This is a genomic window from Paenibacillus sp. CR_12 (assembly GCF_041953985.1).
GTDB lineage: Bacteria > Bacillota > Bacilli > Paenibacillales > Paenibacillaceae > Paenibacillus_AQ > Paenibacillus_AQ lautus_A.
Genome location: NZ_JAVFHO010000005.1, coordinates 211,202 through 237,847, shown reverse-complemented (window position 1 = coordinate 237,847; position 26,646 = coordinate 211,202). Strand labels below are relative to the sequence as shown.

Annotated in this window: 22 protein-coding genes and 1 pseudogene; 19 read left to right on the top strand and 4 right to left on the bottom strand. The window is 53.5% G+C overall.

Features of this window, described 5'->3' with window-relative positions; genetic code table 11:
• Positions 1-16: 16 nt before the first annotated feature.
• A complete protein-coding gene (locus RB297_RS19890) occupies positions 17-634 on the bottom strand; it encodes a hypothetical protein (RefSeq protein ID WP_375121228.1) in 618 nt (205 codons plus the stop codon).
• A gap of 206 nt (positions 635-840) precedes the next feature.
• Between RB297_RS19890 and RB297_RS19885 the strand changes: the two genes are divergently transcribed.
• The gene (locus RB297_RS19885; RefSeq protein ID WP_375121227.1) at positions 841-2,472 is read left to right on the top strand and encodes an ATP-binding protein; all 1,632 of its coding nucleotides are present in this window, start codon (positions 841-843) and stop codon (positions 2,470-2,472) included.
• A gap of 129 nt (positions 2,473-2,601) precedes the next feature.
• Here the strand turns inward: RB297_RS19885 and RB297_RS19880 are convergent, their stop codons facing one another.
• Complete coding sequence (locus RB297_RS19880) at positions 2,602-3,060, bottom strand: SAM-dependent methyltransferase (protein WP_096774728.1); 459 nt, start codon at positions 3,058-3,060, stop codon at positions 2,602-2,604.
• A 19-nt stretch (positions 3,061-3,079) separates the two neighbouring features.
• Positions 3,080-3,880, bottom strand: a complete 801-nt coding sequence (locus RB297_RS19875) for a DUF6597 domain-containing transcriptional factor (protein WP_375121226.1) — start codon at positions 3,878-3,880, stop codon at positions 3,080-3,082.
• Positions 3,881-4,089: 209 nt separating this feature from the next.
• On the opposite strand from RB297_RS19875, the pseudogene RB297_RS19870 reads away from it, so the two are divergent.
• The 18 genes and pseudogenes from RB297_RS19870 to RB297_RS19785 all read left to right on the top strand — a co-directional run bounded on the left by RB297_RS19870 (position 4,090) and on the right by RB297_RS19785 (position 26,020).
• Positions 4,090-4,541 (top strand): annotated as a pseudogene (locus RB297_RS19870) (SRPBCC family protein).
• A gap of 218 nt (positions 4,542-4,759) precedes the next feature.
• Complete coding sequence (locus RB297_RS19865) at positions 4,760-6,091, top strand: hypothetical protein (protein ID WP_375121225.1); 1,332 nt, start codon at positions 4,760-4,762, stop codon at positions 6,089-6,091.
• A 41-nt stretch (positions 6,092-6,132) separates the two neighbouring features.
• Positions 6,133-6,267 carry a hypothetical protein gene (locus RB297_RS19860; RefSeq protein WP_255250561.1) on the top strand — a complete coding sequence of 45 codons (135 nt, stop codon included), beginning with the start codon at positions 6,133-6,135 and terminating at the stop codon, positions 6,265-6,267.
• 115 nt (positions 6,268-6,382) lie between these two features.
• On the top strand, positions 6,383-7,399 hold the full coding sequence (locus RB297_RS19855) for an NAD-dependent epimerase/dehydratase family protein (RefSeq protein WP_375121224.1): 1,017 nt from the start codon (positions 6,383-6,385) through the stop codon (positions 7,397-7,399).
• Positions 7,399-8,481 (top strand): dihydrodipicolinate synthase family protein, encoded by a 1,083-nt coding sequence (locus RB297_RS19850; protein ID WP_277747688.1) that lies wholly within the window; start codon positions 7,399-7,401, stop codon positions 8,479-8,481. The genes RB297_RS19855 and RB297_RS19850 overlap by 1 nt, the downstream gene beginning before the upstream one ends.
• 39 nt (positions 8,482-8,520) lie before the next feature.
• Positions 8,521-9,204: an L-serine ammonia-lyase, iron-sulfur-dependent subunit beta gene (gene sdaAB, locus RB297_RS19845; RefSeq protein WP_096774722.1), complete on the top strand. Its 684-nt coding sequence runs from the start codon at positions 8,521-8,523 to the stop codon at positions 9,202-9,204.
• The gene (gene sdaAA / locus RB297_RS19840) at positions 9,201-10,130 is read left to right on the top strand and encodes an L-serine ammonia-lyase, iron-sulfur-dependent, subunit alpha (RefSeq protein WP_277747689.1); all 930 of its coding nucleotides are present in this window, start codon (positions 9,201-9,203) and stop codon (positions 10,128-10,130) included. The genes sdaAB and sdaAA overlap by 4 nt, the downstream gene beginning before the upstream one ends.
• A 510-nt stretch (positions 10,131-10,640) precedes the next feature.
• Positions 10,641-12,248 (top strand): ABC transporter substrate-binding protein, encoded by a 1,608-nt coding sequence (locus RB297_RS19835; protein WP_012818723.1) that lies wholly within the window; start codon positions 10,641-10,643, stop codon positions 12,246-12,248.
• 79 nt (positions 12,249-12,327) lie between these two features.
• On the top strand, positions 12,328-13,293 hold the full coding sequence (locus RB297_RS19830) for an ABC transporter permease (RefSeq protein WP_009595687.1): 966 nt from the start codon (positions 12,328-12,330) through the stop codon (positions 13,291-13,293).
• On the top strand, positions 13,287-14,168 hold the full coding sequence (locus tag RB297_RS19825; RefSeq protein WP_009595681.1) for a carbohydrate ABC transporter permease: 882 nt from the start codon (positions 13,287-13,289) through the stop codon (positions 14,166-14,168). The genes RB297_RS19830 and RB297_RS19825 overlap by 7 nt, the downstream gene beginning before the upstream one ends.
• Before the next feature lie 65 nt (positions 14,169-14,233).
• Complete coding sequence (locus tag RB297_RS19820) at positions 14,234-16,474, top strand: helix-turn-helix domain-containing protein (protein WP_096774720.1); 2,241 nt, start codon at positions 14,234-14,236, stop codon at positions 16,472-16,474.
• Positions 16,475-16,494: 20 nt separating this feature from the next.
• The gene (locus tag RB297_RS19815) at positions 16,495-17,520 is read left to right on the top strand and encodes a zinc-dependent alcohol dehydrogenase (protein ID WP_096774719.1); all 1,026 of its coding nucleotides are present in this window, start codon (positions 16,495-16,497) and stop codon (positions 17,518-17,520) included.
• A gap of 28 nt (positions 17,521-17,548) precedes the next feature.
• Positions 17,549-19,123 (top strand): FAD-dependent oxidoreductase, encoded by a 1,575-nt coding sequence (locus RB297_RS19810; protein WP_375121222.1) that lies wholly within the window; start codon positions 17,549-17,551, stop codon positions 19,121-19,123.
• A gap of 356 nt (positions 19,124-19,479) precedes the next feature.
• The gene (locus RB297_RS19805) at positions 19,480-20,703 is read left to right on the top strand and encodes a family 8 glycosyl hydrolase (RefSeq protein WP_096774717.1); all 1,224 of its coding nucleotides are present in this window, start codon (positions 19,480-19,482) and stop codon (positions 20,701-20,703) included.
• A 274-nt stretch (positions 20,704-20,977) separates the two neighbouring features.
• Complete coding sequence (abnB, locus tag RB297_RS19800; RefSeq protein WP_375121221.1) at positions 20,978-23,383, top strand: arabinan endo-1,5-alpha-L-arabinosidase AbnB; 2,406 nt, start codon at positions 20,978-20,980, stop codon at positions 23,381-23,383.
• 313 nt (positions 23,384-23,696) lie between these two features.
• The gene (locus RB297_RS19795; RefSeq protein WP_090910112.1) at positions 23,697-24,101 is read left to right on the top strand and encodes a DoxX family protein; all 405 of its coding nucleotides are present in this window, start codon (positions 23,697-23,699) and stop codon (positions 24,099-24,101) included.
• Positions 24,102-24,122: 21 nt separating this feature from the next.
• Positions 24,123-24,749, top strand: coding sequence for a nitroreductase family protein (locus tag RB297_RS19790; protein WP_096774715.1), 627 nt, complete (start codon positions 24,123-24,125; stop codon positions 24,747-24,749).
• A 62-nt stretch (positions 24,750-24,811) separates the two neighbouring features.
• Entirely contained in the window at positions 24,812-26,020 is a 1,209-nt protein-coding gene (locus tag RB297_RS19785; RefSeq protein WP_375121220.1) for a hypothetical protein, read from the top strand.
• Positions 26,021-26,108: 88 nt separating this feature from the next.
• Here the strand turns inward: RB297_RS19785 and RB297_RS19780 are convergent, their stop codons facing one another.
• Positions 26,109-26,543, bottom strand: a complete 435-nt coding sequence (locus RB297_RS19780; RefSeq protein ID WP_009595075.1) for a DUF6376 family protein — start codon at positions 26,541-26,543, stop codon at positions 26,109-26,111.
• Between the last annotated feature and the right edge of the window lie 103 nt (positions 26,544-26,646).

The following is a 26,646-nucleotide window of genomic DNA, read 5'->3' as shown; positions in this document are numbered from 1 at the left end:
AGCTCTATTTTTGCATTTATGGATTGTCGAGTGCCGCTATAAGGGAGGCGATGACGTCCTTCTCGGCATCATGTAGCACCTTGTTCGTTTGCCACTGATGGATTTCTTGTTTCACTTGGGCAACATCCTGGTAACCGAGATGGTACGCTATGCTTGAGATGACGCTTTGCTTACTTGCTTCGTCACCCAAATCAGCAAGTGCCTGCACCACGCCCTCCCTGTCTTTCGTAAACAATTCACCGACGATGGCGGCATATTGCTCGGCAGAGGCACCGTCGAGATTCGTTGTTGCGAGGAACAGGCTCGTATAATGCTCGGGCTGGATGAGGGACCGGTGGGTATACAGCAGCTCCAGCGTTTCCAGCGTTTTGCCGCTGCTCAGGCGGTTATATTCCTTCCAGTCCATGCCCTCCAAGTGAGCCAGCATGTTCGTGGCTTTATCCTCGGCACTCATGTCCTCTCCTTCGAACAATGATAATATGCGCTCCGCCGGACTTTCATGGTCCGTCACTGCACTCTTCGCAGTTTCGGAGGGCGACGAAGCCGGCGCTTTGGATGAGGTGCTCGAACAGGCTGTTACAAGAATCAGAAGAGCAAGAGCGAAGCCGTAATAAGCTGCATGACGTTTGAACATGGATTCTCATCTCCTTTATAGTCTAAACGGATATTTCCTGTAAATAGTTACATAAAAAGGAGGGAGATATAGAGCTCTTTCCCATGATAAGATGAAGGCTGCATATTCGCATGCTCATTAAGTTTACGGTTGGGCTCCATTTGCCGATAAAAGTGTTAGAATAAACATATGTGACATGAAAGTGGCAGTATGATAAAAAGGGGTATGTGATTTTGAACAATCGATTTGGTGTGATAACCGATCAGGAGATCATTCAACAAGCAAAGCAGCAGTGTATAGACAAGGGGATGAACCCGGAGCTTCTTCCAACACATACTTATCGATTGAATGCTGAAGCACTGGCTGCAAGGCGTGACAAATATAACGAATATATCGAAGTGATCCAAGTCTTCGTGAATAAATTCCTTTCCTCCGGATCCGGGAACCCTGTCGTGATTACGATGACGGATAACGAGGGCTTCATTCTTGATATGGAGGGGGACCCGACCATCATAGAAACGGCCCGTTATTTGGGCATCATGGAGGGCAGCGGGTATTCCCAAGAAGACGGCCCCAGCTCGATAGATCTGTGCCTTCGGTACAAACGGCCGTTTACGTTGATAGGAGAAGATCATTTTCATCACATTCTTCACCGCATGGCCTGTTATTCGGCTCCCTTTCACGGCGAAGACGGGAAGGCGATCATAGGGACGATCTCCCTAATGACGAACAAGGAGTTTGTTCACCCGCATTTATATGCCTTGCTCTGCACGATGGCAGATTCCCTGGAACGGGAGATGGTGACCCGCAAACAGAACACGCAGCTGCAAACCTTGAACCAGGTGCTGCTGGGAACGAAGCATTACGGCGTGATCATCACCGATGCGGAGGGCCAGATCCTGCAGATGAACGAAACCAGCTTAAGCCTGCTGTGCCCGGATGTCGGCGACCGTGACCGGACGAAATACGTGGGCCGCCCGGTGTTCGGCATCAAGCCGATTGGCGAGTATTATGAGCGGGTGATACACGGACAGGAGATTTGCATCGGAGAAGAGCTATCCCTTGAGATATACGGAAGCATGCACCACTATATCCTGGATGTTCAGCCGGTGTATGACCGGGAAGGGCAGCTTATGCGGGTCGTGGGCTCCCTGCGCGACATTACGGAGATGAAGCGTACGGAGGAAGTGCTGCGGAATACGGAGAAGCTGGTGTTTGCCGGCCAGGTTGCCGTCAGCATCGCCCATGAAGTCCGCAATCCCCTCACGACGGTAAAAGGAATGCTTCAGCTGGCCAATAAGGATGCCGCTCTCCGGCACTATGACCTGATCATGTCCGAGCTGGAGCGGGCCAATCTGATGGTAGGGGAATTCATGATCCTGGGCAAGCCCCAGGCGGCTGTGTTTAAGCTTGAGAATTGCGGCGAGATTCTGGAGGAAGTGCTTCATTTGTTTGCCATTCAGGCAAGCCTTGGCGGCATAAAGATGACTCAATGTTTCGGCCGGAATGCAACGATTCTGTGCGACCGGAACCAGATCAAGCAAGTTTTTCTCAATATCCTGAAAAATGCGATGGAGGCCCTGCCGTATGGCGGAAACATTCACATTCAGATGGATGTGGAGGATGAATATCAGCGCGTGACCTTTACGGATAACGGCTCCGGCATGACGGAGGACGTGCTTCGGCGGATTGGGGAACCCTTCCATACCACCAAGCCGGACGGCAATGGGCTGGGCATCATGATCGTTCACCGCATCATGGAGAGCCACAATGGCCGGATCGTCATCCGGAGCGAGGAAGAGCGGGGAACATCGGTTGAGATCCGTCTGCCGGTCTCGGGCCAGAGCCTTTCTAATTAATCTGATTAACCATTAAGGTTATGCAGCATGATGCGGATCAACAGAAACAGCGCTGGCTTAGGCCGATCCTTGAACCTCAAGGGACAGACGGCAGCGCTGTTTTTTTGTAATTATGAAGAATCTTAATCATTATTCCCAGTAACGGGACATGATGTCCGTAGCCCATTGGGGCTGCTTGGTCTTTGTCTTCGGCAAAAATTCTTTCATGACAGGCTTGATATCAACGACGGGAGTCCCGTCTACGGCATCCAGCCCTTTAACGAAAACGGACCTGCCCTCTCTGCTTACCAGCTCCACTATGGTGGCTCCTAGCTTGTTGGGACGGTTCTTGCCGCGCTGGGCGAAGATACCGACCTTGGGAAAGCTCGGATTATTTCGCGGATGTCTCGCCGTGTATTGGATGCTGTCGTCCTGGACGAGATGGAAGACATAGATGATTTCAAGGTGGCTGAACGTCTCAATCCCATCCAGGGAGCTTTCATTCCATTCTTCGCCCAGCTTGATCTTCGAGATGACATCCCCCCAGTAATCATCCTGAATCGCCTTTCTTTCGTTATGGATCGTTCCGATCGCCTGTATCGTAAACATGCTGTTACCTCCCTTAGATTTATCGTTCCCTAACATAAACTTCCGGCGTCTTACCGATCACCGCTTTGAAATCCCGTATAAAATGCGATTGGTCATAATACCCCATGTCCATGGCTAATTTCAGCATATCCTGTTGATCGGGGCCTTCGAGCATCTCGGCGGCATTCTGCAGCCGGTACAGGCGGATGACCCATTTGGGGCTCACCCCGACGTATGACTTGAATAGACGTTGAAGCGATCTCGGGCTCATCCGGAACCCATCGCTAAGCTGTTCCACCCGGAGGATGTCGCGGTTTCGATGAATCTCATCCACGATCGCGTTGATTCGTTCAATCGATTCATCTTTGTCGGGCAGTATGCGGCGAAAGAGCTCCTCCATGCGGTGGACCTTGTGATCCGGCTGCTCTGCAGTCAATAGCTGGTCTTCCAGCACTTGAGGCTCAACCTGGAGAATCTCCATGGTGCCTATGGAGGAATCCGTTAGACGGTCCATGGCTATGTTCGCGAACGGATGGAATCCGCCGGGCCTGAATTTGACGCCGAATACTTGCCCACTGCCCGCCAGATGGTGGGAATGTCTCGTGCTCGATACGCCGTAAAAAGCGGTTCGACGGGATTGAACGACCAGATTGGCACAAGGGTTGGGAACGACATCCTGCTGATGGGGCTCCTGGCCGGTTAAATCCCAATGAATGATCCAGTAATGCTTGATGAAATGGGAAAGGTCCTCCGACGGAGGGACGCGCAAGAGCTGGAATTTCTCTCCGGCTTTTCCCATGTTCAAGATGCCGAGGCTGGGCTGATCAGAACGCCGTATCATGACATAACCACCTCCGATAATTCCGCAGCAGGCTTGATTTGGCACGGCACGGTCCTCGTACGGGACTTGATTGCTGCACGCCATGTTCGCGGGAAGCAACCCGTCGCATTTTTACGATACTTGGATTGCGGCTGCTTGATAACATCATCTTATCACAGGAGGACAAGCCGGTCTTCCTGCGCATTATATAGAAGGTAGGGGGAAACTGCATGGAGCCGCTGCAATATGAGTTTTATATCGGAGCCTCGCCGGAGAAGGTATGGGAAGTCTTGATTTCGCCGGAGGGGACTCGAGCTACCTTTTCGGGAGCGAGCTGAGGTCTTCCTTCCGAGTTGGAGAGCCTTTCGCTTATGTAGGCCCGGGGAATGACGGGGAGGAGACGGTTCATGTTTACGGGAATGTTCTGGCTTATGAGCCGCAAAAGGTGCTGAGCCTGTCCGAGCATCCCGGTCCGTCGTATTATGCAAACCATGAGGAACTGGAGTCCCGCATCACGTTCACCCTCGAGCCGGTAGGGAACTGTACCAAGCTGACGCTCGTCAATGATCAGTACACGCCCGATCATCCGTCTCGCGCCAAGGCGGCGGACAGCTGGTGGATGGTCATGAGCATTTTGAAGACCTATGCGGAGACGGGAAAAATCCTGGATCTGGGCTGGTAGTCTCAAGGACAACAGCTTCGCCCTGCCGTATAAATGGTGCGAAGCAATCCTGAAAAGAGCCGTTACGGCTCTTTTTTGCTGTGAAATGGCAGGGGCCTGTTTAGGGGGAGTCCAGCTTCCGCTTGCCAAATTTTCGATAGCGGGTATGATTTAGGTATCCGTACCGGCCTGCTCATGCACGGCTTCTCGGAAATGGGAAAGATGGGAGTGAAGGCATCATGACGGAGCGGACCCGCCCCCCTGTCCAGCAAATCCGCATCGGTATTATCGGAACCCGGACGATCGTTGACAAGATCATGAAGGTCATAGAAACCTTTCCTTCCTTTGACCCTGCGCCGCTGGTTTTCCAGGATGAAGACGAAGCGCCTGCACTGGCGGAGCGGATCGGGAGCGAAGTCGAAGTGTTGTTCCTCTCGGATCCGTTGTCCCAGCGCAAGGTGAAGGAGCTCGGTCAGGTCAAGATCCCTGTACATTACGTTCCCGTCACGGACGCGGGTTTATATAAAGCGCTGTTCCATGCCGGACAGCAGGAACGACTGGATGGAGGCATATCGGTGGACACCCTAACCGAGACGATGGTGGTTCGGACCATGAAGGATCTGGGCATCCCTGCTATACAGGCTGTCGTCTACGACGGGCCGGCTTACGCCCCGAAGAGCAGCCTGATCGCGTTTCATCGCCATCAATACGAATCCGGCGGTTGCTCTGTTGCATTCACGGGCGTGGAATCCGTGGCCCAAGAACTGACGCGGCTCGGAATACCCAATGAATGGCTGCTTCCTTCCGATCAGGATATCGTGGTATCGCTGGAGCGAGCCCTGCTGTCCACGGCATCCCGCCGCAGCTGGGAAGGCCAGATTGTGGTCGGGATGATAAATATAGACGATTTCGGCACGCAGGCGCTGAGACGGAACAATGAGCATGAGGTGCAGAAGCTGAAGCTCGATATTCACCGGATGGTGCTCGATTATGTGGAATCCCTGGATGGTTATCTGACCCATCTGGGCGGGGACGAGTATCTGTTTTTCACGACGCGCGGCATCTTCGAACGGGAAACCGGAGGTTACAAAACGATTCCCTTGGCCAAAGACGTGAACAAATCCTACGGCATTTCGCTCAGCATCGGCATGGGATTCGGCAGGTCGGCCAGTATGGCCGGAACCCATGCGCGCATCGCGATGCGGAAGTCCAAGGAGGTTGGCGGCAACGCCTGTTTTATCGTGCGTGAGGATGGTACGCTGATAGGGCCGCTGGAGATGGCCGATCCCGTGCTGGAGGTGCTGTCTTTTACGGATGCAGGGCTGATCAAGCGGGCAGAGGATGCGGGCATGACGAGCGCCTATTTGAGCAAGCTGCTGAACCAGCGCGCCCGTTCGGGCAAATACGAATACAAGGTACATGAGCTCGCCCACCTGCTGGACATTACCGTCCGCAGCGCGCATCGGCTGCTTCAGCTTTGGACCGACAACGGGTTGGTGGAGATTTCGGGGATCGAGAAGGTGCCGAGAGGAAGGCCGAGGCAAATCTTCCGATTCACCTTTTTGGAATAAGATATCAGGCGTTTCCTATAATGGAAGATGAGGTGATGGACTTGAAGCGAACGAGAGCCCCGTTTTCCCGCTTAGAGAAAATCTTCATTTTTACGCTGCTCGGGCTGGCTTCCCTTTTTATCGCTGCCTTCTTCGTGCTTCGATATATCGTGCTGAACGTTTCGTTTGCTCCCTGACATCAGGGGGCTTTTTTTGTGTGTCGTTTATTTAAAGACGATTTAAAGATTTGTCTTTATATCAAACGGGGCCGTATGATGAAGAAGAATCATCAATCGGAGGAGGAGATTGTTCATGTTAACCGTTGCAGCATTAGAAGCGAAGCTGGCGGAGCCTTCAGCACAGCTTGTTGCCGATTTGGCGTCTTTGGAAGGGGATATCCTGGTGCTTGGCGTCGGCGGAAAAATGGGGCCCAGCCTTGCAAGGCTGGCCGCCAACGCCGTGCGCGAAGGCGGTGGCGGCAAACGGATCATCGGCGTATCCCGGTTCTCGAACCAGGAGGCCAGGCGCGAGCTGGAGGAGGCGGGCGTACAGACGATTTCGTGCGATCTGCTGAACGACGGGGAGCTGCAGCAGCTGCCCGAGGCTCCAAACGTGATCTATATGGCCGGCAACAAATTCGGCACGACCGGCCGCGAATATTTTACTTGGGCGATGAACTCGTATTTGCCGGGCCGGGTGGCCGAGAAATTCAAGCAATCCCGCATGGTGGTGTTCTCATCGGGGAATGTGTATCCGTTCTCGCCGGTGGGCAGCGGCGGAGTCAACGAATCCGTTGCGCCGGAGCCGGTCGGGGAATATGCGCAATCCTGTCTCGGCAGAGAGCGCGTCTTTGAATATTTCTCCCACCAGAATGGTACGCCGATGGCAATCTACCGTCTGAATTACGCCATCGATATGCGGTACGGCGTTCTGCATGAGCTTGCCAGATCGATCCATGAGGACCGGCCGATTCACCTGGCGATGGGGCATGCGAATATCATATGGCAAGGGGATGCCAACGAGATGGCGCTCCGTTCGCTCCTACATTGCAGCGCGCCTCCCGAAATCATCAACATTACCGGACCGGAGACGATGTCGATCCGCTGGGCGGCACAGGAATTGGCGGCACGGATGGGCAAGGAAGTGACCTTTACAGGTACGGAATCCGAGACCGCACTCCTGAACAACGCCTCGAAATCCCACCAGCTCTTCGGTTATCCGAAGGTGTCGCTGCTGCAGATGCTGGATTGGACGGCAGCATGGGTGCAATCCGGCGGCGAGAGCTGGAACAAGCCGACGCACTTCCAAGAGAGAAAGGGGAAATTCTAATGAGCGGACAGATTCCTGCAATGCAGAGGTTGGCCCCCGAGAAGCTGAAAGCTCTTCACGAAGGGCTCGTCATACCGGCGCATCCGCTGGCTTTGGACGAGAACCGGAAGCTGGACGAACGCCGCCAGCGGGCATTGACCCGCTATTACGCCGCATCCGGTGCGGGCGGTGTGGCGGTCGGCGTTCACTCTACCCAATTCGAGATCCGCGATAAAGGCATCGACTTGTATGAACCGGTGCTGCGGCTCGCGGCGGAAGAGATCCGCAGGGCGGAGCTTGACCGCCCCTTCTTGATGGTGGCCGGCGTGTGCGGCCCCACGGAGCAAGCCGTGGAGGAAACGGAGATCGCCCGCAGGCTCGGCTATGATGCCGTCCTGCTCAGCATGGGCGGGTTAAGCGGCTGGAGCGAAGAGGCTATTCTGAAGCGCACGGAAGAGATCGCGCAAAGAATGCCGGTGATCGGGTTCTATCTTCAGCCATCGGTTGGCGGCAACATCTTCTCCTTCGAATTCTGGCGTGCCTTCGCAGAAATTCCGAATATCGTAGCGATCAAGATGGCCCCCTTCAACCGCTACCAGACGATTGACGTCGTTCGTGCCGTCTGTTATTCGAGCCGCAGAGACGATATTGCGCTCTATACGGGGAATGACGATAACATCGTCAACGATTTGCTGACGACCTATCGATTCCAGGTGGACGGAACGCCGGTCGCCAAGCCTATCGTCGGCGGTCTGCTCGGTCACTGGGCGGTCTGGACCAGGAAAGCGGTGGAGCTGCTGGAGGAAATCAAAGAGGCGCGCAAGCAGGAGCAGTTCGGGAAGGAATGGCTGACGCGCAACGTCGAGATTACCGACTCCAATGCGGCCTTCTTCGATCCCGCGCATCAGTTTGCGGGCTGCATCCCGGGCATTCATGAGGTGCTCCGCAGACAGGGACTGCTGCAAGGCACATGGTGCCTGAATCCGCATGAAACGCTGTCTCCCGGACAATCGGAAGAGATTGATCGGGTCTACCGGGATTATCCCCATTTAAACGATGACGATTTTATTCGGGAGCACTTGGAAAGTTGGCTGGCAGACTGATACAATGAGGGCAGAATAGTCGAAAGTGGGGAATCGCGCATGCGGTTTAAAGATGTGTTTTCTATTATTGGGCCCAGCATGGTGGGGCCTTCCAGCTCCCATACCGCTGGGGCCGTGCGGATCGGAAGAGCCGCGCGGCGCATATTTGGAGCATTCCCCGATCAGGCGGAAATTGTGTTCTATGGATCTTTTGCCGAAACCTACCGCGGCCACGGCACCGATCTGGCTGTCGTCGGCGGGCTGCTTGATTTTGCCACGGACGATATGCGCATCCGGAATTCGATCGAGCTTGCCGAAGCGGCAGGCATTGAACTTACCTTCAAGACGGCACAGAATGTGGCCTTTCACCCGAATACCGTGGAGCTGAGGCTGACCGACGGCGATCATACCGATGTCATTGCGGGCGCTTCCATTGGCGGAGGCAGCGTGGAAATGCTGCGCGTGAACGGTTTCGACGTCAAGTTTACGATGAATTATCCGGTGCTGCTGGTCTTTCATGACGATACGCCGGGCATGGTCGCGCATATCACCCGGCTCCTGGAGGCCGGCGGCGTCAACATTGCCTATATGGACGTGGATCGCAAGGGAAGGGGCGGCGATGCCATGACGGTGGTGGAGTCGGACGAAGCGGTTCCGGCCGAATTGATGAAGCATATCGAAGGACTGCCGAGCGTGCATCGGGTCGTCATCGCGGATTTGACAGTAGAGGAGGCGCAGTCATGAAGTTTTCTACGCTGGAGCAGATCATTGCATGTTGCCGGGAGGATCAGGTGACGATCGGCCAGCTGATGCTAAATGAACAGATCAAGGAAACGGGGAAAAGCCGGGACGAGACGTTCAAGCAAATGGCCGATTACTACGGCATCATGAAGGAAGCGGTGCACCGGGGAATCCATGAACCCGTCCCTTCCAAAAGCGGCCTGACCGGCGGCGATGCCGTGCGCGTTCATCAATATATGAGCACCGGGGTACCCGCGCTTGGTACCGACGCTTGCACGGCGCTGGCCTACGCCCTGTCCGTGTCCGAGGTGAATGCCTCCATGGGGCGCATCGTGGCGACGCCGACGGCGGGCTCATGCGGCATTATTCCCGGGGTGTTCGTCAGCACGCAGGAACGCTTCGGCTGGGAAGACGAGCATTTGGTGATGGGGCTGTTCAGCGCTGGCGCGATCGGCTACGTCATTGCCAACAACTCGTTTATTTCCGGTGCGGAGGGCGGCTGCCAAGCTGAAGTCGGCTCAGCTATCGGTATGGCGGCAGGCGCTTTGACGGAGCTGCGGGGCGGCACGCCGGAGCAGGCCGTTCACGCCGTCGGGCTTGCGCTAAAGAATTCCTTGGGACTTATCTGCGACCCGGTGGGCGGGCTTGTCGAGATTCCTTGCATCGTGCGCAACGGCTTCGGCGCCGTGACGGCGCTGGCGGCATCGGATATGGCGCTTGCCGGCGTGCGCAGCGTCATTCCATCCGACGAAGTGATCGACGTGATGCTGGAGGTTGGCACGGCCATGCCGTCCAAGCACAGGGAAACGGCGAAGGGCGGACTTGCGCAGACGCCGACCGGCAAGAAAATCCTGAAGGATCTATACGGCAAGGAAGGCAAGAAATTGCGGGAGAAGGGTGTCAAAGCGAAGAAGGACGGAAACGAGTGATTGGATTCACACCCGTTTTGATGGATCGCCGATGACGTTCTGCTTCATGAATATACGATGGGGAAGAGAAGGAATTTAACATCTTCCGTGAGGGATTTCGTGATGAAATCCCTCTATTTTTTTATCTATTTCTACCGCTTTAGCATTTTCCACATGCTCAAAAAGCCCGATGTTATGCGGGTTTTCGGCATTTCGCCCGCTTGAAGAAGAAAAAACGCCATCTCGCAGAAATACGCTTCTTTACGAATCATGGAAGCGTTTTTATGATGTGGATGGGTAGAAAATTCCGTGCCGGACCCTCGGCAGCGGATGCCCGATCATTTTAGAATATTCCTGCGACAGGCCGGGATCTTCGTCAACAAGGAGGCATGATAGGAAGCATCTTGATTTACAAACGTAGACCGGATGAGTAAGCAGACACACGGATGAGAAGAAATGACGGGGGTAGAGTAGCGATCGCACAGATTCAGTCAGCCGCATTCAAATGATCGATTTAGAGGAGGAACGCAAATGACAAAAAAATGGTTTCGTATGGCACTCGTGTTCACATTAATCATTTCAATCTTGGCCGCATGCAGCGGAGGAAATAAAGAGGCAGCTCCCGAAACGGACGGAGAAACAGCACCTCCAACGGCACCGGCAGATCCGGATCAATATGGGGATACTGGCGGTCTCGCGCTTCCGCTGGTCGATAAACCGACAACGATCAATTGGATGGTCGTCAGCGAGAAGACCAACCTGAACGATTCCTTGCTTGCCAAGGAGATCGAGAAGCGTACCGGCATCAAAGTGAATTTCCAACCCTATTCTTCGGCTACGTTTCAAGACAAGCTGAAAGTAACCGTTGCATCCGGCAAGCTCCCGGACATCATCCACGGATTGACGCCTCCGGAGCTGAAGAAGATCGGCAAGCAGAAAGCGGTCGTTGCCATTAACGAATATGTCGACATGCTGCCGAACTTCAAAAGAATGTATGTGGACGAGAATCCTTGGGTCATTCCGTCCTACGGAGACGAATCCGGCAACATCTATACCTGGCCGGTTGCAAACATCAACCGTGACGTGAACCACGGCTTCCTGTACCGCAAAGACATCTTCGATGAGCTGGGCATCAAGGAATGGACGAATACCGACGAATTCTATCAGGCACTCAAAAAGTTGAAGGAAGCCTATCCGGATTCCTATCCTTACGCCTCGAAAACGAAAGAGAACATTTTCCGCGATTGGGCCTTCGGCTGGGGAATCGGCGGAGCCAACTATCCGACGTATTACGACGAGACGGCCAAGGTATGGAAGTACGCTACCATACAGCCTGAGCACAAAGAAATGCTCGATTTCATGAAGAAGCTGTACAACGAGGGACTCCTCGATCCGGAATTCATGACGGACACCGACGATTCCTGGACGGCTAAAATGACGTCAGGCAATAAATCCTTTGTCACCTATGACTGGATCGGACGTTTGGACCTGTTCTACAACCAGGTCAAGGACCAAAATCCGAACTATGACCTGCGATACGGCAATCCGGTCGGACCGACCGGCAACGGAAAGACGATCGAGAGCATCACGAACGGCTTCAGCATCGCGGTAGCCAACAACGACAACAAGGAAGCTTCCCTGAAGCTGCTCGATTACCTGACGAGCCCGTCCGGCGCCACGCTGGTGACGATGGGCGTGGAAGGCGAGACGTTCAAGATGGAAGGCGACAAAGCCGTCTATCCGGAGCTGACCGACGTGCCGCTGGTGGATATCAGCGTGCTGGAGGACCGCTATGGCCTGTGGCTGCAAGGATTGTATGTCAATTCCGACAAGCGCAGCGTGTACTTCAACTATACGGAGAAGGAGCAGGAGGCTCAGGATAAGCTCCTGAACGGCAATAAATTCGAGCCGCTGGATCCGGTCGTGAACTTTACGGATGACGAAACCGCAAAGATTGCGGAAATCCAAACCTCCCTGAAGAAATTGGCGGATGAATTTAACGCGAAATACATTCTCAACAAAAACTACGGCGATGCGCAGTGGCAGCAATGGCAGGCGCAGGCTGAGAAGCAGGGAGCCAAGCAGATCGTCGATATTTTCAACGCAGCCCAGAAGAGACTGGATGAAGCCACGAAATAATTCGCAGAAGAAATAAGAGTGATGGCGGCATCCGGGTACGACGCTCGGGTGCTGCTCATCATCTTAAGGAGGGAACACCATGTCAAGTGCAGGGACAGAGACAAATCTCGCCAAACCCCGCGGCGGGTTTGGGAGAAGAATGGTTTCGGCCTTTCAGCATATGAAGCGGGACAGACAGCTGTTGATTCTGTTTATCCCGTGCCTGTTGTTTTACGTTATTTTCCGATACGGGCCCCTGTACGGCTTGATCATTGCCTTCAAGGACTACAGCGTATTTACCGGCATCATGGAGAGCGAATGGGTAGGGCTCAAGCATTTCGAGAAATTTTTCGGCAGTCCGGATTTCTGGCTGCTGTTCAAGAATACGCTCCTTCTTGGCGTATACAATCTGATTTTCGGCTTTCCTTTTCCCATCATTCTGGCGATTCTCCTTAACGAGGTCAGAGTGAAATGGTTCAAAAAGTCGGTTCAAACGCTCAGCTATCTGCCTTCGTTCCTGTCCGTGGTCATTATAAGCAGCATGATTATCGACTTCCTGTCGCCCAATCAGGGGATCATTAACCAGCTGATCGCGGCGTTAGGTTTCGAGAAGACGTATTTTCTCATTGAGCCGAGCTGGTTTAGAACCATCTATGTTTCATCGGATATCTGGGCAACCGTCGGCTATGAAGCCATCATCTATATGGCTGCGATTGCAGGGATCAGCCCGTCGCTTTACGAAGCGGCTAAGGTGGATGGTGCCAAAAGGCGCCACATGATTTTTAAAATCACGATTCCCGCCATTCTTCCAACGATTATTATCATGTTTGTCTTGAAGACCGGATCGATGCTTCGGATCGGATACGAAAAGGTATTGCTGCTTTACAATCCGATGACTTACGAGGTGGCGGACGTATTCTCGACTTATGTCTACCGGAAAGGCCTTCTGGAGAGCAATTATAGCTATGGCGCGGCCGTAGGCTTGTTCGAAGCCGTTGTCGCCATGATATTGCTGCTGTCCTCCAACTACTTCAGCAAGCGACTGGGAGGTAGCGGACTATGGTAAACAACAAACGATTCAGCCTTCGAAACATCTCGTTATTCGGCATTATCAACACGCTGATTCTGACATGCCTTGCCATTATTACCGTGTACCCCGTCGTCTATATCACCGCCGTTTCCCTCAGCGCGACCTCCGAAGTGGTGCAAGGGAATATCACCTTGTTTCCCAAGGGTTTTAATCTCGACGCCTATGCCCAGGTGCTGAACGACGACCGGGTGCCGCGCGCCTATCTGAACACGATTTTTTATACAGCGCTCGGTACGGCCATTAACCTGCTGCTTACGGCGGTAGCGGCTTATCCGCTCGCTCGCAAAAATTTCTTCGGACGCAAGTTTTTCCTGTTGGCAATCATCATGACCATGTTCCTGAACCCGGGGATCATTCCGAACTACCTGATCGTATCCGAGCTTGGCCTTCTGGACAGCGTATGGGCACTCGTGCTTCCGAATGCGATCTGGACCTTTGAGTTATTAATCCTCAAAAGCTTCTACGAGAACATGTCGGAATCCCTGCGCGAGGCAGCCGTCGTCGACGGCGCTTCCGAGTACCGCATCCTGTTCCAAATTGTGCTTCCGCTGTCCAAACCGGCGCTGGCCTCGATCGGATTGTTTTATTTCATGGGCCATTGGAACAGCTTCTTTATCCCGCTGATTTACCTGAACGACGCGAATATGTATCCGCTTCAGGTCGTGCTTCGGGATATGCTGATTTTCAGCGAGAACGGAAGCAATCCGAGCCTGGTGGATGCGTCGGCGCTTGCTCCGCAGGCCATGAAGAACGCAACGATCGTGTTGTCGATGATTCCGGTGCTGCTGATCTATCCGTTTGCCCAGAAGTATTTTGCCAAAGGGGTCATGCTCGGTTCCGAAAAGGGGTGATGGGAAGGTGCCGGGGGCTATCATGTTGAATATGAAGGGATGACATCCAAGAGAGGTGAATCCGTATGAATCGATTGATCGCCAACAGAGGCTTGCTCCAGATTTTCTTCGCTCTGCAACTGGTCATCGGCATCATGTTCATATTCAATTACATCGTGTACAAGAATTCCATTACCGGAATTTACGACAAGGTGAGCGAGAACAACCGGATGGTGATCAGAAACATTATTCAGTCGTTTGATACCAGTTTCTCCTCCATTAACAATTTGATTTTTAACATTCATGCGCTTCCTTCGGACCGGATGCAGCTGGATAACGGCAAACTTGACATGGAGAAAGTCATCTCTCTGCAGGACAGCGTCACCAGCATCGTATCCAACGTGGATATCGTGGAAGATGTGGTCATTTCGTTCGACAATCACGATTTGGCCATTACGACACGCGGAACCAGCAATCTGGACGCATTGTTTGACAGGCGGTATAAATCCCAGAAGTTCAACTCGATGTTCTGGAAGACGTTTACCCGATCGGAGCACGAGCTTACGGTTTTTCCAGCGGAGGTTTATGCGGATCAGAGCAGCGGGTACGGCCGGAACCTGATGATTGCCGTAGACGGCAACAAGGTCAGAATGTCGAACAAAAACCTGATGATCCTGATTAACGTGAACCGGCTGCTTAAGGGGGTCGATTTGAATTCCATGATTCCCGGGGCCTCGCTCATCGTGCTGGATGCGAACCGGAACGTCATCTTGAGCACCGAGAAGGATCTGGATCTGGTGGGCATTCTGAACGACGTGTACTTTAACCCGTCGCAGGAAGCCTCCCTCACGCACGACGATTTTGAGTACAATTTCTACAAATCGGACTATAACGGTTTTATATATATCAATAAAATGCCGTACAAGTTTCAAAATATCGATTCCGTCACCGATGCCAATACGTGGATTATGTACGGCGCGATTGCGTTAAACGTCATGCTGTCGGTGCTGCTCAGCATTTATCTGTACCGGCCGGTGAAGAACATCGTGCAGCTGCTCGGGGGCAGTTCTCTTCGAGGGAATGATTTCGTGAAAATCCAGAGCGGCATCGTCAAGGTGCAGCGGGAGAACGAATCCCTCAAGAAGCAGATGGATCTGGTGGATGAGGATATCCGCCGAAGCGTGTTCCTGCAAACGCTGGACGGCCATCACCATTCGCGCGAGCAGGAAATGCAGATGCAGAAGCACTACACGCATTTCTTCCAGTGCCGGCATTTCATGATGGCGGCCGTGTATTTGCAGCCTGCCGGCAAGGGGGCGGCCAAGTCGGATTTTGTCCTGGAAGAGCTGACGTCTCAGATCCGGGGCGGCCTGGAGGAGCGCTATGGACATGTGGTGGTTTATCATGTCGAAGAACTGAAATTCCTAGCGTTAATCGGTCTGGATCAGCCGTCCGAGCGCAAGCAGCTGGTCAGGAAATTCGAGGAGTATGTTAGGCGGTGCAACGAGGATTATCATGATACGTTCACGGTGTGGGGCTGCGTTAGCCGAACGTACGAATCCAAAATCAGCAATTGCTCCGAAGCATACCGGAATATTAAGGATGGGCGGTTGTACCGGAATGTGAATGCGGACACGGACATGGTCGATGCGGAGCAGATTCGGTACGTCCCGGATATTTATTATCCGCTTCAGAAGATCGAGAAGCTGAGCAACTGCATGCTAAGCGGCAAGGTGGATGAGGGACTGCAGATCGTGAGCGATATTTTCCAGCAGAATGCGGATCTTCGCATCCATCACCATCAGATGGTGCATATTGCGAAGAGCATGTTCTTCCTCGTCATGAAGCAGGCGGATTCGCCGTCCGTTGACCGCAACGAGCTGTTCCGGCTGGAGAGTGATTTCATCCGCAAGGTCGATCAAGCCTTCACCTATGAAGAGATTCAGAAGGCGCTGATGGAAGTGATGCGCGTGGTGGCCAATACGCGGAACCACGATCCGCGAAGTAAGCTGAATCCCGCATTCATCTCCCAATACATCGAACTGCATTACATGGAGAACCTCTATTTGGATCATATGGCCGAAGTGCTGGATACCAGCTCGAAATACTTCTCCAATTATTTCAAGAAAACATTCGGCGTCAATTACGTGGAGTACTTGAACAAAGTCCGATTATCGCATGCGCGTGAATATCTGCGGAACACGGACCTCAGCATTGCGGAAATCGGAGAGAAAACAGGGTATTCGAACTCTTCCACATTTACGACGACCTTTAAGAAATACAGCGGCGTCTCGCCGAGCGAATATCGGAAAGCATCAGGAAAATAAGGTGGAGCAGGAGGGTCCATATGAAGGCTGTTGCCACGATTCATGGAAACGTGATCGTTGATCATATCGAGAGGCCGGCGGAATTGCCGGCGGGTCATGTGCGGATTCGCACCGAATACTCGGCGGTCAGTCCGGGTACGGAAATGATCTTTATACGAAAGGCTTCGGATCAAAAAGTCATTATGGGTTACAGCGCGGTGGGTATCGTCGAAGACTTGGGTGAAGGCGTGAAGGGGCTTGCCGTGGGTCAACGGGTGGCCTGCTATGGAGCACCTTACGTGCGCCATGCCCAGTGGCTTACCGTGCCTTCGAACCTGACGGCCATCGTCCCGGACGGGGTGGATCCGCAGGAAGCCGCTTTTGCGGGGCTGGGAGCGATTGCGATCCATGCCCTGCGGGTTGCGGATCTGCGCTTCGGCGAATCGGCCGTGGTGGTCGGGCTGGGCATCCTGGGGCAGATCATTGCCCAGATCGCGCATGCGGCGGCTTGCCCCGTTGCGGGATTTGACCTGAACCCGGAGCGGGTGCAGGGGATGAGGCAGCATATTGCCTATGCTTATGATAACAAGGAGCAGCTTGAGGAGCAGGTTGGGCGGATGACGGGCGGACATGGAGCCGACAGCGTCATCCTGTGCGCAAGCGGTCCCGGTGAAGAGCTTATCAACGCGTCAATGGGATGGATTCGGGATAAGGGGAAAATCGTCATCGTCGGCGATTTGTCTACAACCTACTCCAGAGGGCTGATGTTTGGCAAGGAAGCGCAGGTGCTCATATCGCGGGCCGGCGGTCCGGGCCGGTACGACGCAAGCTATGAACTCAACAATACGGATTATCCGATCGGCTTTGTGCGCTGGACGGAAGGCCGCAACATTGCGGAATATATTCGTTTGCTGGCCGAAGGGAGAATCTCGATCAAACCGCTGATCTCCCATGTGGTTCCCGTAGATGAGGCGGGCAAGGCTTATGAGCGGTACGGCCCCGGGTCAACGACGCTCGGAACGATATTCAAATACGATCATGAGACGGTTGGTGCAAAGGCCGACTAGAATACAGCGATATCGAGGTGCGGTGCATATGCAGAATCATATAGAGGCGGATATCATCATTCTGGGCGGAGGACTCGGCGGCTGTGCCGCTGCGCTTGCGGCGGCGAAGGCGGGAAAACGCGTGATTATGACCGAAGAGAGCGATTGGCTCGGCGGCCAGATTACAAGTCAGGGCGTACCGCCCGACGAGCATCCCTGGATCGAGCAGTTTGGCTGCACGGCCAGCTACCGTGAATTCCGGAATCGGATCCGCGATTATTATAAGGAGTTATTTCCGCTCCGGGCCGAATCGCGGCAAGAGCGTTATCTGAATCCAGGCAGCGCACTGGTCAGCGGCATTGCCCATGAGCCGAGAGCGGCGCTGGCCGTGCTGCAGGGGATGCTGGCACCTTACGTGCACAGCGGAAGGTTAACGATCCTTACGGAGCATGCGCTGATGGAAGCGGAGTCCGGCGGGGATCAGGTAACATCCGTCCGGCTGCGGGACAGCAGATCCGGCGACATCGTCAAGCTGACCGGCGCATTTTTCCTCGATGCTACCGAGGAAGGGGATTTGCTTCCGCTGGCCGGCATCGAATACGTGACGGGTTCCGAGTCGGCGGAAGAGACCGGTGAACCGCATGCATTATCCGGTCCGGCGGACCGGGCGGACATGCAGGCTTTCACTTGGTGCTTCGCGATGGATTACCGGGAGGGCGAGGATCATACCATCCCGAAGCCGATTCGGTACGATTTCTGGAAGAGCTACCGGGCGGATTTCTGGCCCGATGCCATGCTGAGCTGGACGGGGCTAGTACCGCATACGCTGGAGCCGGTCACCTACAGCTTATTTCCGGACGGCCGATCGTTTTCCCTGTGGAAATACCGGCAGATCCTGAATCCGAAGCATTTCGAAGGCGGGTTGTTTGACAGCAGCGTCACGGTCGTGAACTGGCCGCAGAACGATTATTGGCTCGGCTCCATTATCGATGTCGGCCCGGAAGAGCGGGAACGGCATTTGGAGGAATCCAGGCAGCTGAGTTTGTCCCTGCTCTATTGGATGCAGACGGAAGCCCCGCGGCCCGATGGAGGAAAGGGGTATCCCGGACTCCGGCTTCGGCCGGACGTGATGGGAACGAAAGATGGCTTGGCAAAAGCCCCTTATATCCGTGAATCCCGCCGGATCCGCGCCGAATTTACCGTGAAGGAGCAGCATATTGCCGCCGAATGCCGTCCGGACGGGCGGGCGGAGACGTTCCACGATTCCGTTGGCATTGGCTGCTACCGTATCGATCTGCATCCAAGCACGGGATTGCGGACGTATATCGATATTTCGAGCCTGCCCTTCCAAATTCCGATGGGGAGCCTGATTCCGGTACGGGTAGCCAATGTGCTGGCAGCCTGCAAGAATATCGGCACGACGCATATCACGAATGGGTGTTATCGTCTGCATCCTGTGGAATGGAACATCGGCGAGGCAGCCGGTTTTTTAGCCGCTTACTGCATAGAGCATGGACTGAAGCCGCGGGAAGTACGGAATACCCCGGACCACTTGGAAGCTTTTCAGCGGCGATTGACGGAACAGGGGATCGAACGGTCATGGCCGTCCGTTCATGCCGTTTGACGTCTTGTCGGAAATAAGGGGAATGCCTACCGAAATAACGATAGCCGTCTTTCCGGGCAGTGGGATACTGCTTGCGGAAAGACGGCTATTCGTGCTGGTAGACGAATCATGACCGGCAAACTATTAATTTACAATAATATACAATTCTATTATACTTGTAGTAGATATGGATCCTACCTCTTTATATATGGAGGCAGTTGCATATCGGGCATCAGCTTACTTCGTGGTACTTTACATACGGGCAGTCTCCTCGTTTCCATCGATCATGGGAAGGGTGGTGGTTTATACCGAAACCGGTTTACCAGGCTGTAGCGGTCATGGCTTTCCAATTCGAAAACCAAAGGAGCGAAACGTTGATGAAAGTATTCCGAAATTCGATTATCCGTAAGTCGGCGGCGCTTTTCTGCGCTGTTCTGCTGATCTTGCCGGCCGGGTTGTCCCTGGCGGCCAACAAGCCCTTTCCCCAGCATACGTCCTATACGAGCGGTTCGATTAAGCCGAACAACGTAACGCAGACCGCGATGGACAATGCGGTCAAGAGCAAATGGAACAGCTGGAAAGGGTCTTTTCTGAAGCCGGCTGCAACCGGGCAATATTACGTCAAATACAATTCCGCGGGCGAGACGGTATCCGAGGCTCACGGTTACGGAATGATTTTCACCGTTCTGATGGCGGGATACGACAGTAATGCGCAGTCGTATTTCGATGGGTTATATCGCTATTACAAGGCGCATCCGAGTGATAACAATCCGTATCTGATGGCGTGGAAACAGAACAGCAGCTTCCAGAATATAGAGGGGGCCAACTCGGCAACGGACGGCGATATGGATATTGCTTACGCACTCCTGCTTGCGGACAAGCAGTGGGGAAGCAGCGGATCGATCAATTACCTGCAGGCCGCGAAGGATATCATCAATGCCATCATGAGCAATGACGTCAATCAGTCGCAATGGACGCTGCGTTTGGGCGATTGGGCTACCAGCGGCAACTACAATACCGCCACGCGGCCATCGGATTTCATGCTGAACCATATGAAGGCGTTCCGTGCGGCTACCGGCGATGCCCGTTGGGATAACGTCATTAACAAAACCTATACGATCATCAACTCCATCTATAACGGTTACAGCTCCAATACCGGTTTGCTTCCGGATTTCGTCGTCATGTCGGGCGGCAATTATCAGCCAGCGGCAGCGGGATTCCTGGAGGGGGCGAACGACGGAAAATATTACTACAACTCGGCCCGGACTCCATGGCGGATTACGACCGACTATCTGATGACCGGCGATACGCGCGCGCTGAATCAATTGAATAAAATGAACACGTTCATTAAGTCGGCTGCAAACAGCAATCCTGCCAATATCAAGGCAGGGTATAATCTGAACGGGACCGCGCTGGTGACTTATAACAGCGGAGCGTTCTATGCACCGTTCGGCGTAAGCGCGATGACTTCGTCCAGTCACCAGAGCTGGCTGAATTCGGTATGGAATTATACGGCGAACGCATCGGCAGAGGGATATTATGAGGAGAGCATCAAGCTGTTCTCGATGATGGTCATGTCGGGAAATTGGTGGACATATTAACGCATAACGCCCTTTAACTTTATATAAACATAAAACAAAAACCTGATCCGTGTTGGATCAGGTTTTTTTGGGTCTTTCCTACCATTAATTAATTTATGGAGAAAAACATGAAGAATTAGCATTGATATTTCATAAGGCTCAGTGTTAATATCTTATCAAATATAAAATGTTTTATATTATACTAAATTAAACAGCCAGAGGTATCGCCATAATGGACATCTTGTTTTTTTATTTATGAAAGGGTTTACAAAAAATCGAGGCGAGGGAGAATCGTATGAACAAGAACATGCTGCGTAAGACGGCTGCCGCAGGAATTGCCGCAATGTTAATGGCAGGAGGCTTAAGTACGGCAGGCCAAGGACCTGCGGCCGGCGTTCCTGACGTGTACGCGGAAGCGGCTCCGCTGAAGAAGGGGGAGAAGGCACCGGTCTTCCGGGAGGCTTCCGTGCACGATCCGTCCGTGATCAAAACAGGGGATACCTACTATGTGTTCGGTTCCCATCTGGCCGCGGCCAAATCGAAGGACTTGATGAGCTGGGACATGGTCGCGTCCGGGGTCGCGACCGGCAATCCGCTGATTCCGAACGTAACGGAGGAATTGAGAGAAACGCTGGAATGGGCGCAAAGCGACACATTGTGGGCGGCCGACGTGATTCAGCTGGCAGACGGTAAATTCTATATGTACTATAACGCCTGCAAAGGGGATTCCCCGCGATCCGCCATGGGGATCGCCGTTGCCGATCGGATCGAAGGCCCGTATAAGGACACCGGCATCATTCTGAAATCCGGCATGTGGGACGAGATCAGTGAGGATGGAACCATCTATGATGCAACAAAGCACCCGAATGTCGTCGATCCGGATGTGTTCTTCGATAAGAACGGCAAGCTGTGGATGGTATACGGCTCCTATTCCGGCGGCATTTTCATTATGGAGATGGATCCCAAGACCGGAAAACCGCTGCCTGGGCAAGGATACGGGAAGAAGCTGCTGGGAGGCAATCACAGCCGGATCGAAGGGCCTTACATGGTTTATCACCCGGCCACGGACTATTACTACCTGTACCTGTCGTACGGGGGGTTGGATGCGGTTGGCGGCTACAATATGCGGGTGGTCCGATCCAAAAACCCGGATGGTCCTTTCTACGATGCGGAGGGCAACGATATGAGAGAGGTGAAGGCCGATCCTTCCCTTCCGCTTTTTGACGACCGTTCGATTGAGCCGTATGGCGTGAAGCTGATGGGGAACTACTTGTTCAAGCGCCCGGTCGGCGATCCGGGAACGGGGATCGGCACCGGGGCCGTGTCGCCTGGCCATAACTCCGTCTATTACGATGAGCGGAGCAAACGAACATTCCTTATTTTTCACAGCCGCTTCCCGCAGCGCGGGGAAGAGCATGAGATCCGGGTGCATGAGTTGTATATGAATCAGGACGGCTGGCCGGTATCGGCTCCATACCGTTATGCAGGCGAGGAGGCCAAGGAGGCTAAGAAAATCACGCCGAAAGATGCGGACGGAGACTATAAGCTGATCCAACACGGGAAAGATATTTCGTCCGTCGTCAAAGAATCGGTGCCGATCGAGCTTCATAAGAACGGCAAAGTAACAGGTGCAGCCGAGGGGGCTTGGAAGATCAGCGGAAAGCGGGATGTGACGCTTACGCTGGATGGAAAGCGTTATAAAGGCGTAATGACTCCGCAATGGGACCCCGAAGCGAAGCGGCAGACGATGACCTTTACGGCCCTTTCGGCGGACGGTACCGCGGTGTGGGGCGCGCGTCAGCTTGATCGCAGCGACAGGGAACTCGTGGATGCCGTGAAGAGAGACCTTTCCCTCGGGGATGTGAGCGAAGTTTTCTACGATCTGGCTTTGCCGTCCGAGGCTTCCGGAGGTGCCGTCATTCGCTGGACCTCCTCTCATCCCGAAGTCATATCGGCGGAGGGAAAGCTGAATCGTCCTGCTGCCGGGGCGGGGGACGCGAGGGTTACGCTGACCGCTCAGATTACGAGCGGTAAAGCAAAGGCTGCCAAAGCGTTTGACGTAACCGTGCTGCAGCAGTCGGCAGGGCCGCTGCTGCTGAGCTATCCGTTCAGCGAGAATAAAGAAGGCGCGGCGTTCGACGTCTCGGAAAACGGATTTCATGGAAAGGTCCTTGGCGGAGTCCGGTGGAATGAGAAGAGCCGGCAGGGAGGCGGCATGGACTTTAACGGCTCGGACGGCTATATTGAACTGCCGAATCGGGTCACCGATACAGAGGACTTCACCTTTGCGGCCTGGGTATATTGGAAGGGAGGAGCCCCGTGGCAGCGGGTGCTGGATGCCGGCAGCGGGCTTGCCAGGCATATGTTCCTGACGCCATCCCAGCACGCCGGCGTCCTTCAGTTTACGATTCACGGCAGCGGCGGAGACCAGAGCCTCCTTGGCAGCGCGCCGCTTCCGGTGAATGCGTGGACGCATATAGCCGTGACCCTTCAGGGGGATACGGGCAAATTATACGTGAACGGACAAATGGTTGCCTCGGGCGATCACATGAAGCTGAATCCAAGCGGGCTGCTGACAACGGAAGCTTATTTAGGGAAAAGCCGGTTCGCGGCCGATCCTTACTTTAACGGAAGCTTGGATGAGGTGCAGATGTACAGTAAGGCGCTGACCGACAGTGAAATCAAGAAGCTGGCCGAGTAATCGGCCGTCGTCATGAGGCTCCATCGCGGCAGCCGCTCATATATTCAGGGGATCCGCCACTTGGCGGGTCTTTTTTTTGAGCGTGTATTTAAAAATAACGGTTGACAGGAGAGCCCGCATCATATATCTTGATATTAAGTTAAGCGACTATATAAAAGTTAGTCAATTGAAAGGAGTAAGTATAAAGTGCGTAAACGTTAGCGAAGTAAAGCAGGTTAATCATTCTACACCTATATATCTTTATATTAAGATATCGATGGATCGTGTCGATGAATTTCTATAAATAATGAACATGAATATGGAGGCGTACAAAATGGCTATAGATATTGGATTGTTGATACTTCGTTTGGTGGTTGGGTTATCGTTCATGGCGCACGGCGCGCAGAAGCTGTTTGGATGGTTTGGCGGTTACGGGCCGAAAGGGACCGGCGGCTGGATGGAATCGGTGGGCATTAAGCCCGGCGTCGCGATCGCGGTGTTGTCAGGTCTGATGGAGCTGGTTGGCGGGCTGCTGCTGGCAGCCGGATTTCTCACGGTGCTCGGCGCAGCGCTGATCACGCTGACGATGCTGGGCGCAATCGTGAAGGTGCATGGCCGGAACGGGTATTGGTCCACAGCGAATGGATACGAGTATAATTTGCTGTTGATCGCAGTGGCCGTTGCATTGGCACTCACGGGTGCAGGCGCATATTCGCTCGATGCGGTAATCTTTAACTAATCATGATGGGGGCGTGCAGATATGAGTGATCTGACAACATTAATTAAGAGCCGGAGGTCGGCTAATCTGTTTATGGAAGGGATTGAAATCCCGGATCAGGATTTGAACGATATCTTTAATGAGGTTAAATATGCTCCTTCGGCTTTTAATTTACAGCATACGCACTATGTGGTGGTTAAGGATCCCGATATCAAGCACACAGTTTACGAAGCCGCCAACAAGCAGCATAAGATACTCACCGCGTCGGCCGTCATCGTGGTGCTGGGGAATAAGCAGGCCTACGAGGATATCGGAAGAATGAACGAGGGCTTTCTGAATTTGGGCGTGATCGACAAGCTTGAATATGACATGACGGTTGAATCGGTCACGAGCTTTTATGAAGCGGGCGGAGAAACCTTTATGAGGGATGAAGCCATTCGGAATGCCAGCCTATCCGCGATGTTATTGATGATGGTGGCCAAGGACAAGGGATGGGATACCTGCCCGATGATCGGATTTGATCCCGATGCCCTGCAGAAGGAACTGAACATTCCGGACGCTTATGTGCCCGCCATGCTGATCGCGATCGGCAAGGAGGATGCACGCAAACCGCGTCCCCGCGGCTACCGCAAGCCGGTATTGGAATTTGTGAGCTATAACCGATTTTAAGGGATGCAAGATAGGAACAGAAGCTCTCGAACAGGTTTTTAAACCTGGCGGGAGCTTTTTTTATGTCCATGATAAACATTCCACTCCATAATGACGATGATGAATATAAAGAGGTCGGTGTCGGTGTTATACCGGTTTTTCGTTATATAACGGGGGTGAACGAAATGAAAAGGGGGAAGCGGCCATATCGGCGGAATGGACAGCTCATGGTTCTGGCCGTCATCATGATGATGCTGACAGCTTGCGCGAAGGAGGCGCCGATAGCCGTTCAGACAACGCCATCGACTGTCACCGCACCGGGAGCAGGGGAAGCCGCGAAACCAGCGGAAATGCCGTCGGCGGCTAAGGAGAGTTTGCGTACGGCATTCCCGCAGGAAGATCCGGACCATCGCCAGGTCAAGCAAGAGGCTGAGCAGCCGAAGGGAGAGTCTAATCGCGATCCCGTCAAAGCGGTTCTCGACATGTACGAATCGCTTCAGGCTAACGATTCCGCTTCGTATTTCCGTCATGCCGACATTCCGAGCGTCCGAATGTCCCCCGCCATGCTGAAGGTGCTGTTCGAAGAGGCGGGCAAACGTGAAGTGAGAGCGGAACGCTTCAAGGTGTTTGATAAAGAAGGGCTGGATGAGGTAAGCAGCCGGTTATTATCCCTTACGTACGGGAGCCAGGCCGAAATCGTACTGGAGGAGCTCAGCCAGGGCGATCAGAATCTGTGGTTTGTGACGGCGTTCGCGGATGGGCTTAAAGTGGTGGAGCAATCCACGGTTTATCCGGGGGCTTACGAGCTTGGAAGGGAAGCGACGATGGAAGAGCTTATCGCGGTAGAAATCCAGCATACCGCTGAAGACAGGGCATTCTTTGCCGCGAAAGCGAAGCAGCCCGTATGGAACCCGGTGCAGACCGTTTCCTTGCTGTATCAGGCAGCGCAGGCGGAGGATGCAGAAACCTTTCACGCGATATCGGGCGGGGGCGAGGGATATTTCTCAGGTCAGTATGACTGGGACATGGTGGAATTTACGGGATGGATGAAATCTTTTGAAAGCGTTCAGCATATGTCCATCGAATCGGTTTCGCGCGAGAATATCGCAGACGGTTACAGCCAAGAATACGATGAACGCTTCGGCGACGGTTGGCAGTTCATTGTGGCCTGGGACCCTCGGGATGAAGCAGGCTATCAAGGGACATCCTGGATTATGGCCCCAAGCCAAGACGGGACGCGTTATGTCGTAAAGCAGACGCTTACCGCCAATCTGGAATCCTTTTTTGAGTGAGGAACGAAACACATACATAACGAAGCAAGCATAGCAGCCCTGCTCCTGAAGAGCAGGGCTGCTATGCTGTCGGCAAGGGATTGCATGATTATGGCTGGAGATTTTGGAGCATATCCATCGTTTCGTTAATTTTATTGACGGTTTGAACGATGTTGGAATTCTGGAAGTCGGTCACTCCGTTCTGGATTTGATCCATATAACCGTTGATGTCGGTCAGCAGCGTGTCGTTTAATCCGACCAGCTGTTCATGGATCGTCTGCGCAAAGGCAGGGGCCTCGATGCCGTTAAACTCCGAGATCCGGGTTTTCATCGCTTCGAGTTGCTGGGTCAGCGTTTCCTTGGCATCCGTATTGGTGGCTGCCTGCTGGGCGAGCTCCGGGATGGACTCGGCAAATTGGGAAGCTTCATTGATAAAGGTCGTTGCTTCCTTCGTATAATCCAAGGAATTGTTCACGCTGTCCACCAAGGAACATCCGGAGAGAACTCCCAGTACAAGTGAAATCAGCAATAATCGTTTGATCATTTCTCATCCTCCTGTCGTGTAAAACGCAGTTCTTTTACGTTGTATACGGATGACATGGAGAATGGTTGTATTTTTTTCGCATGAGCGGGCAGGTGCTTTCAGG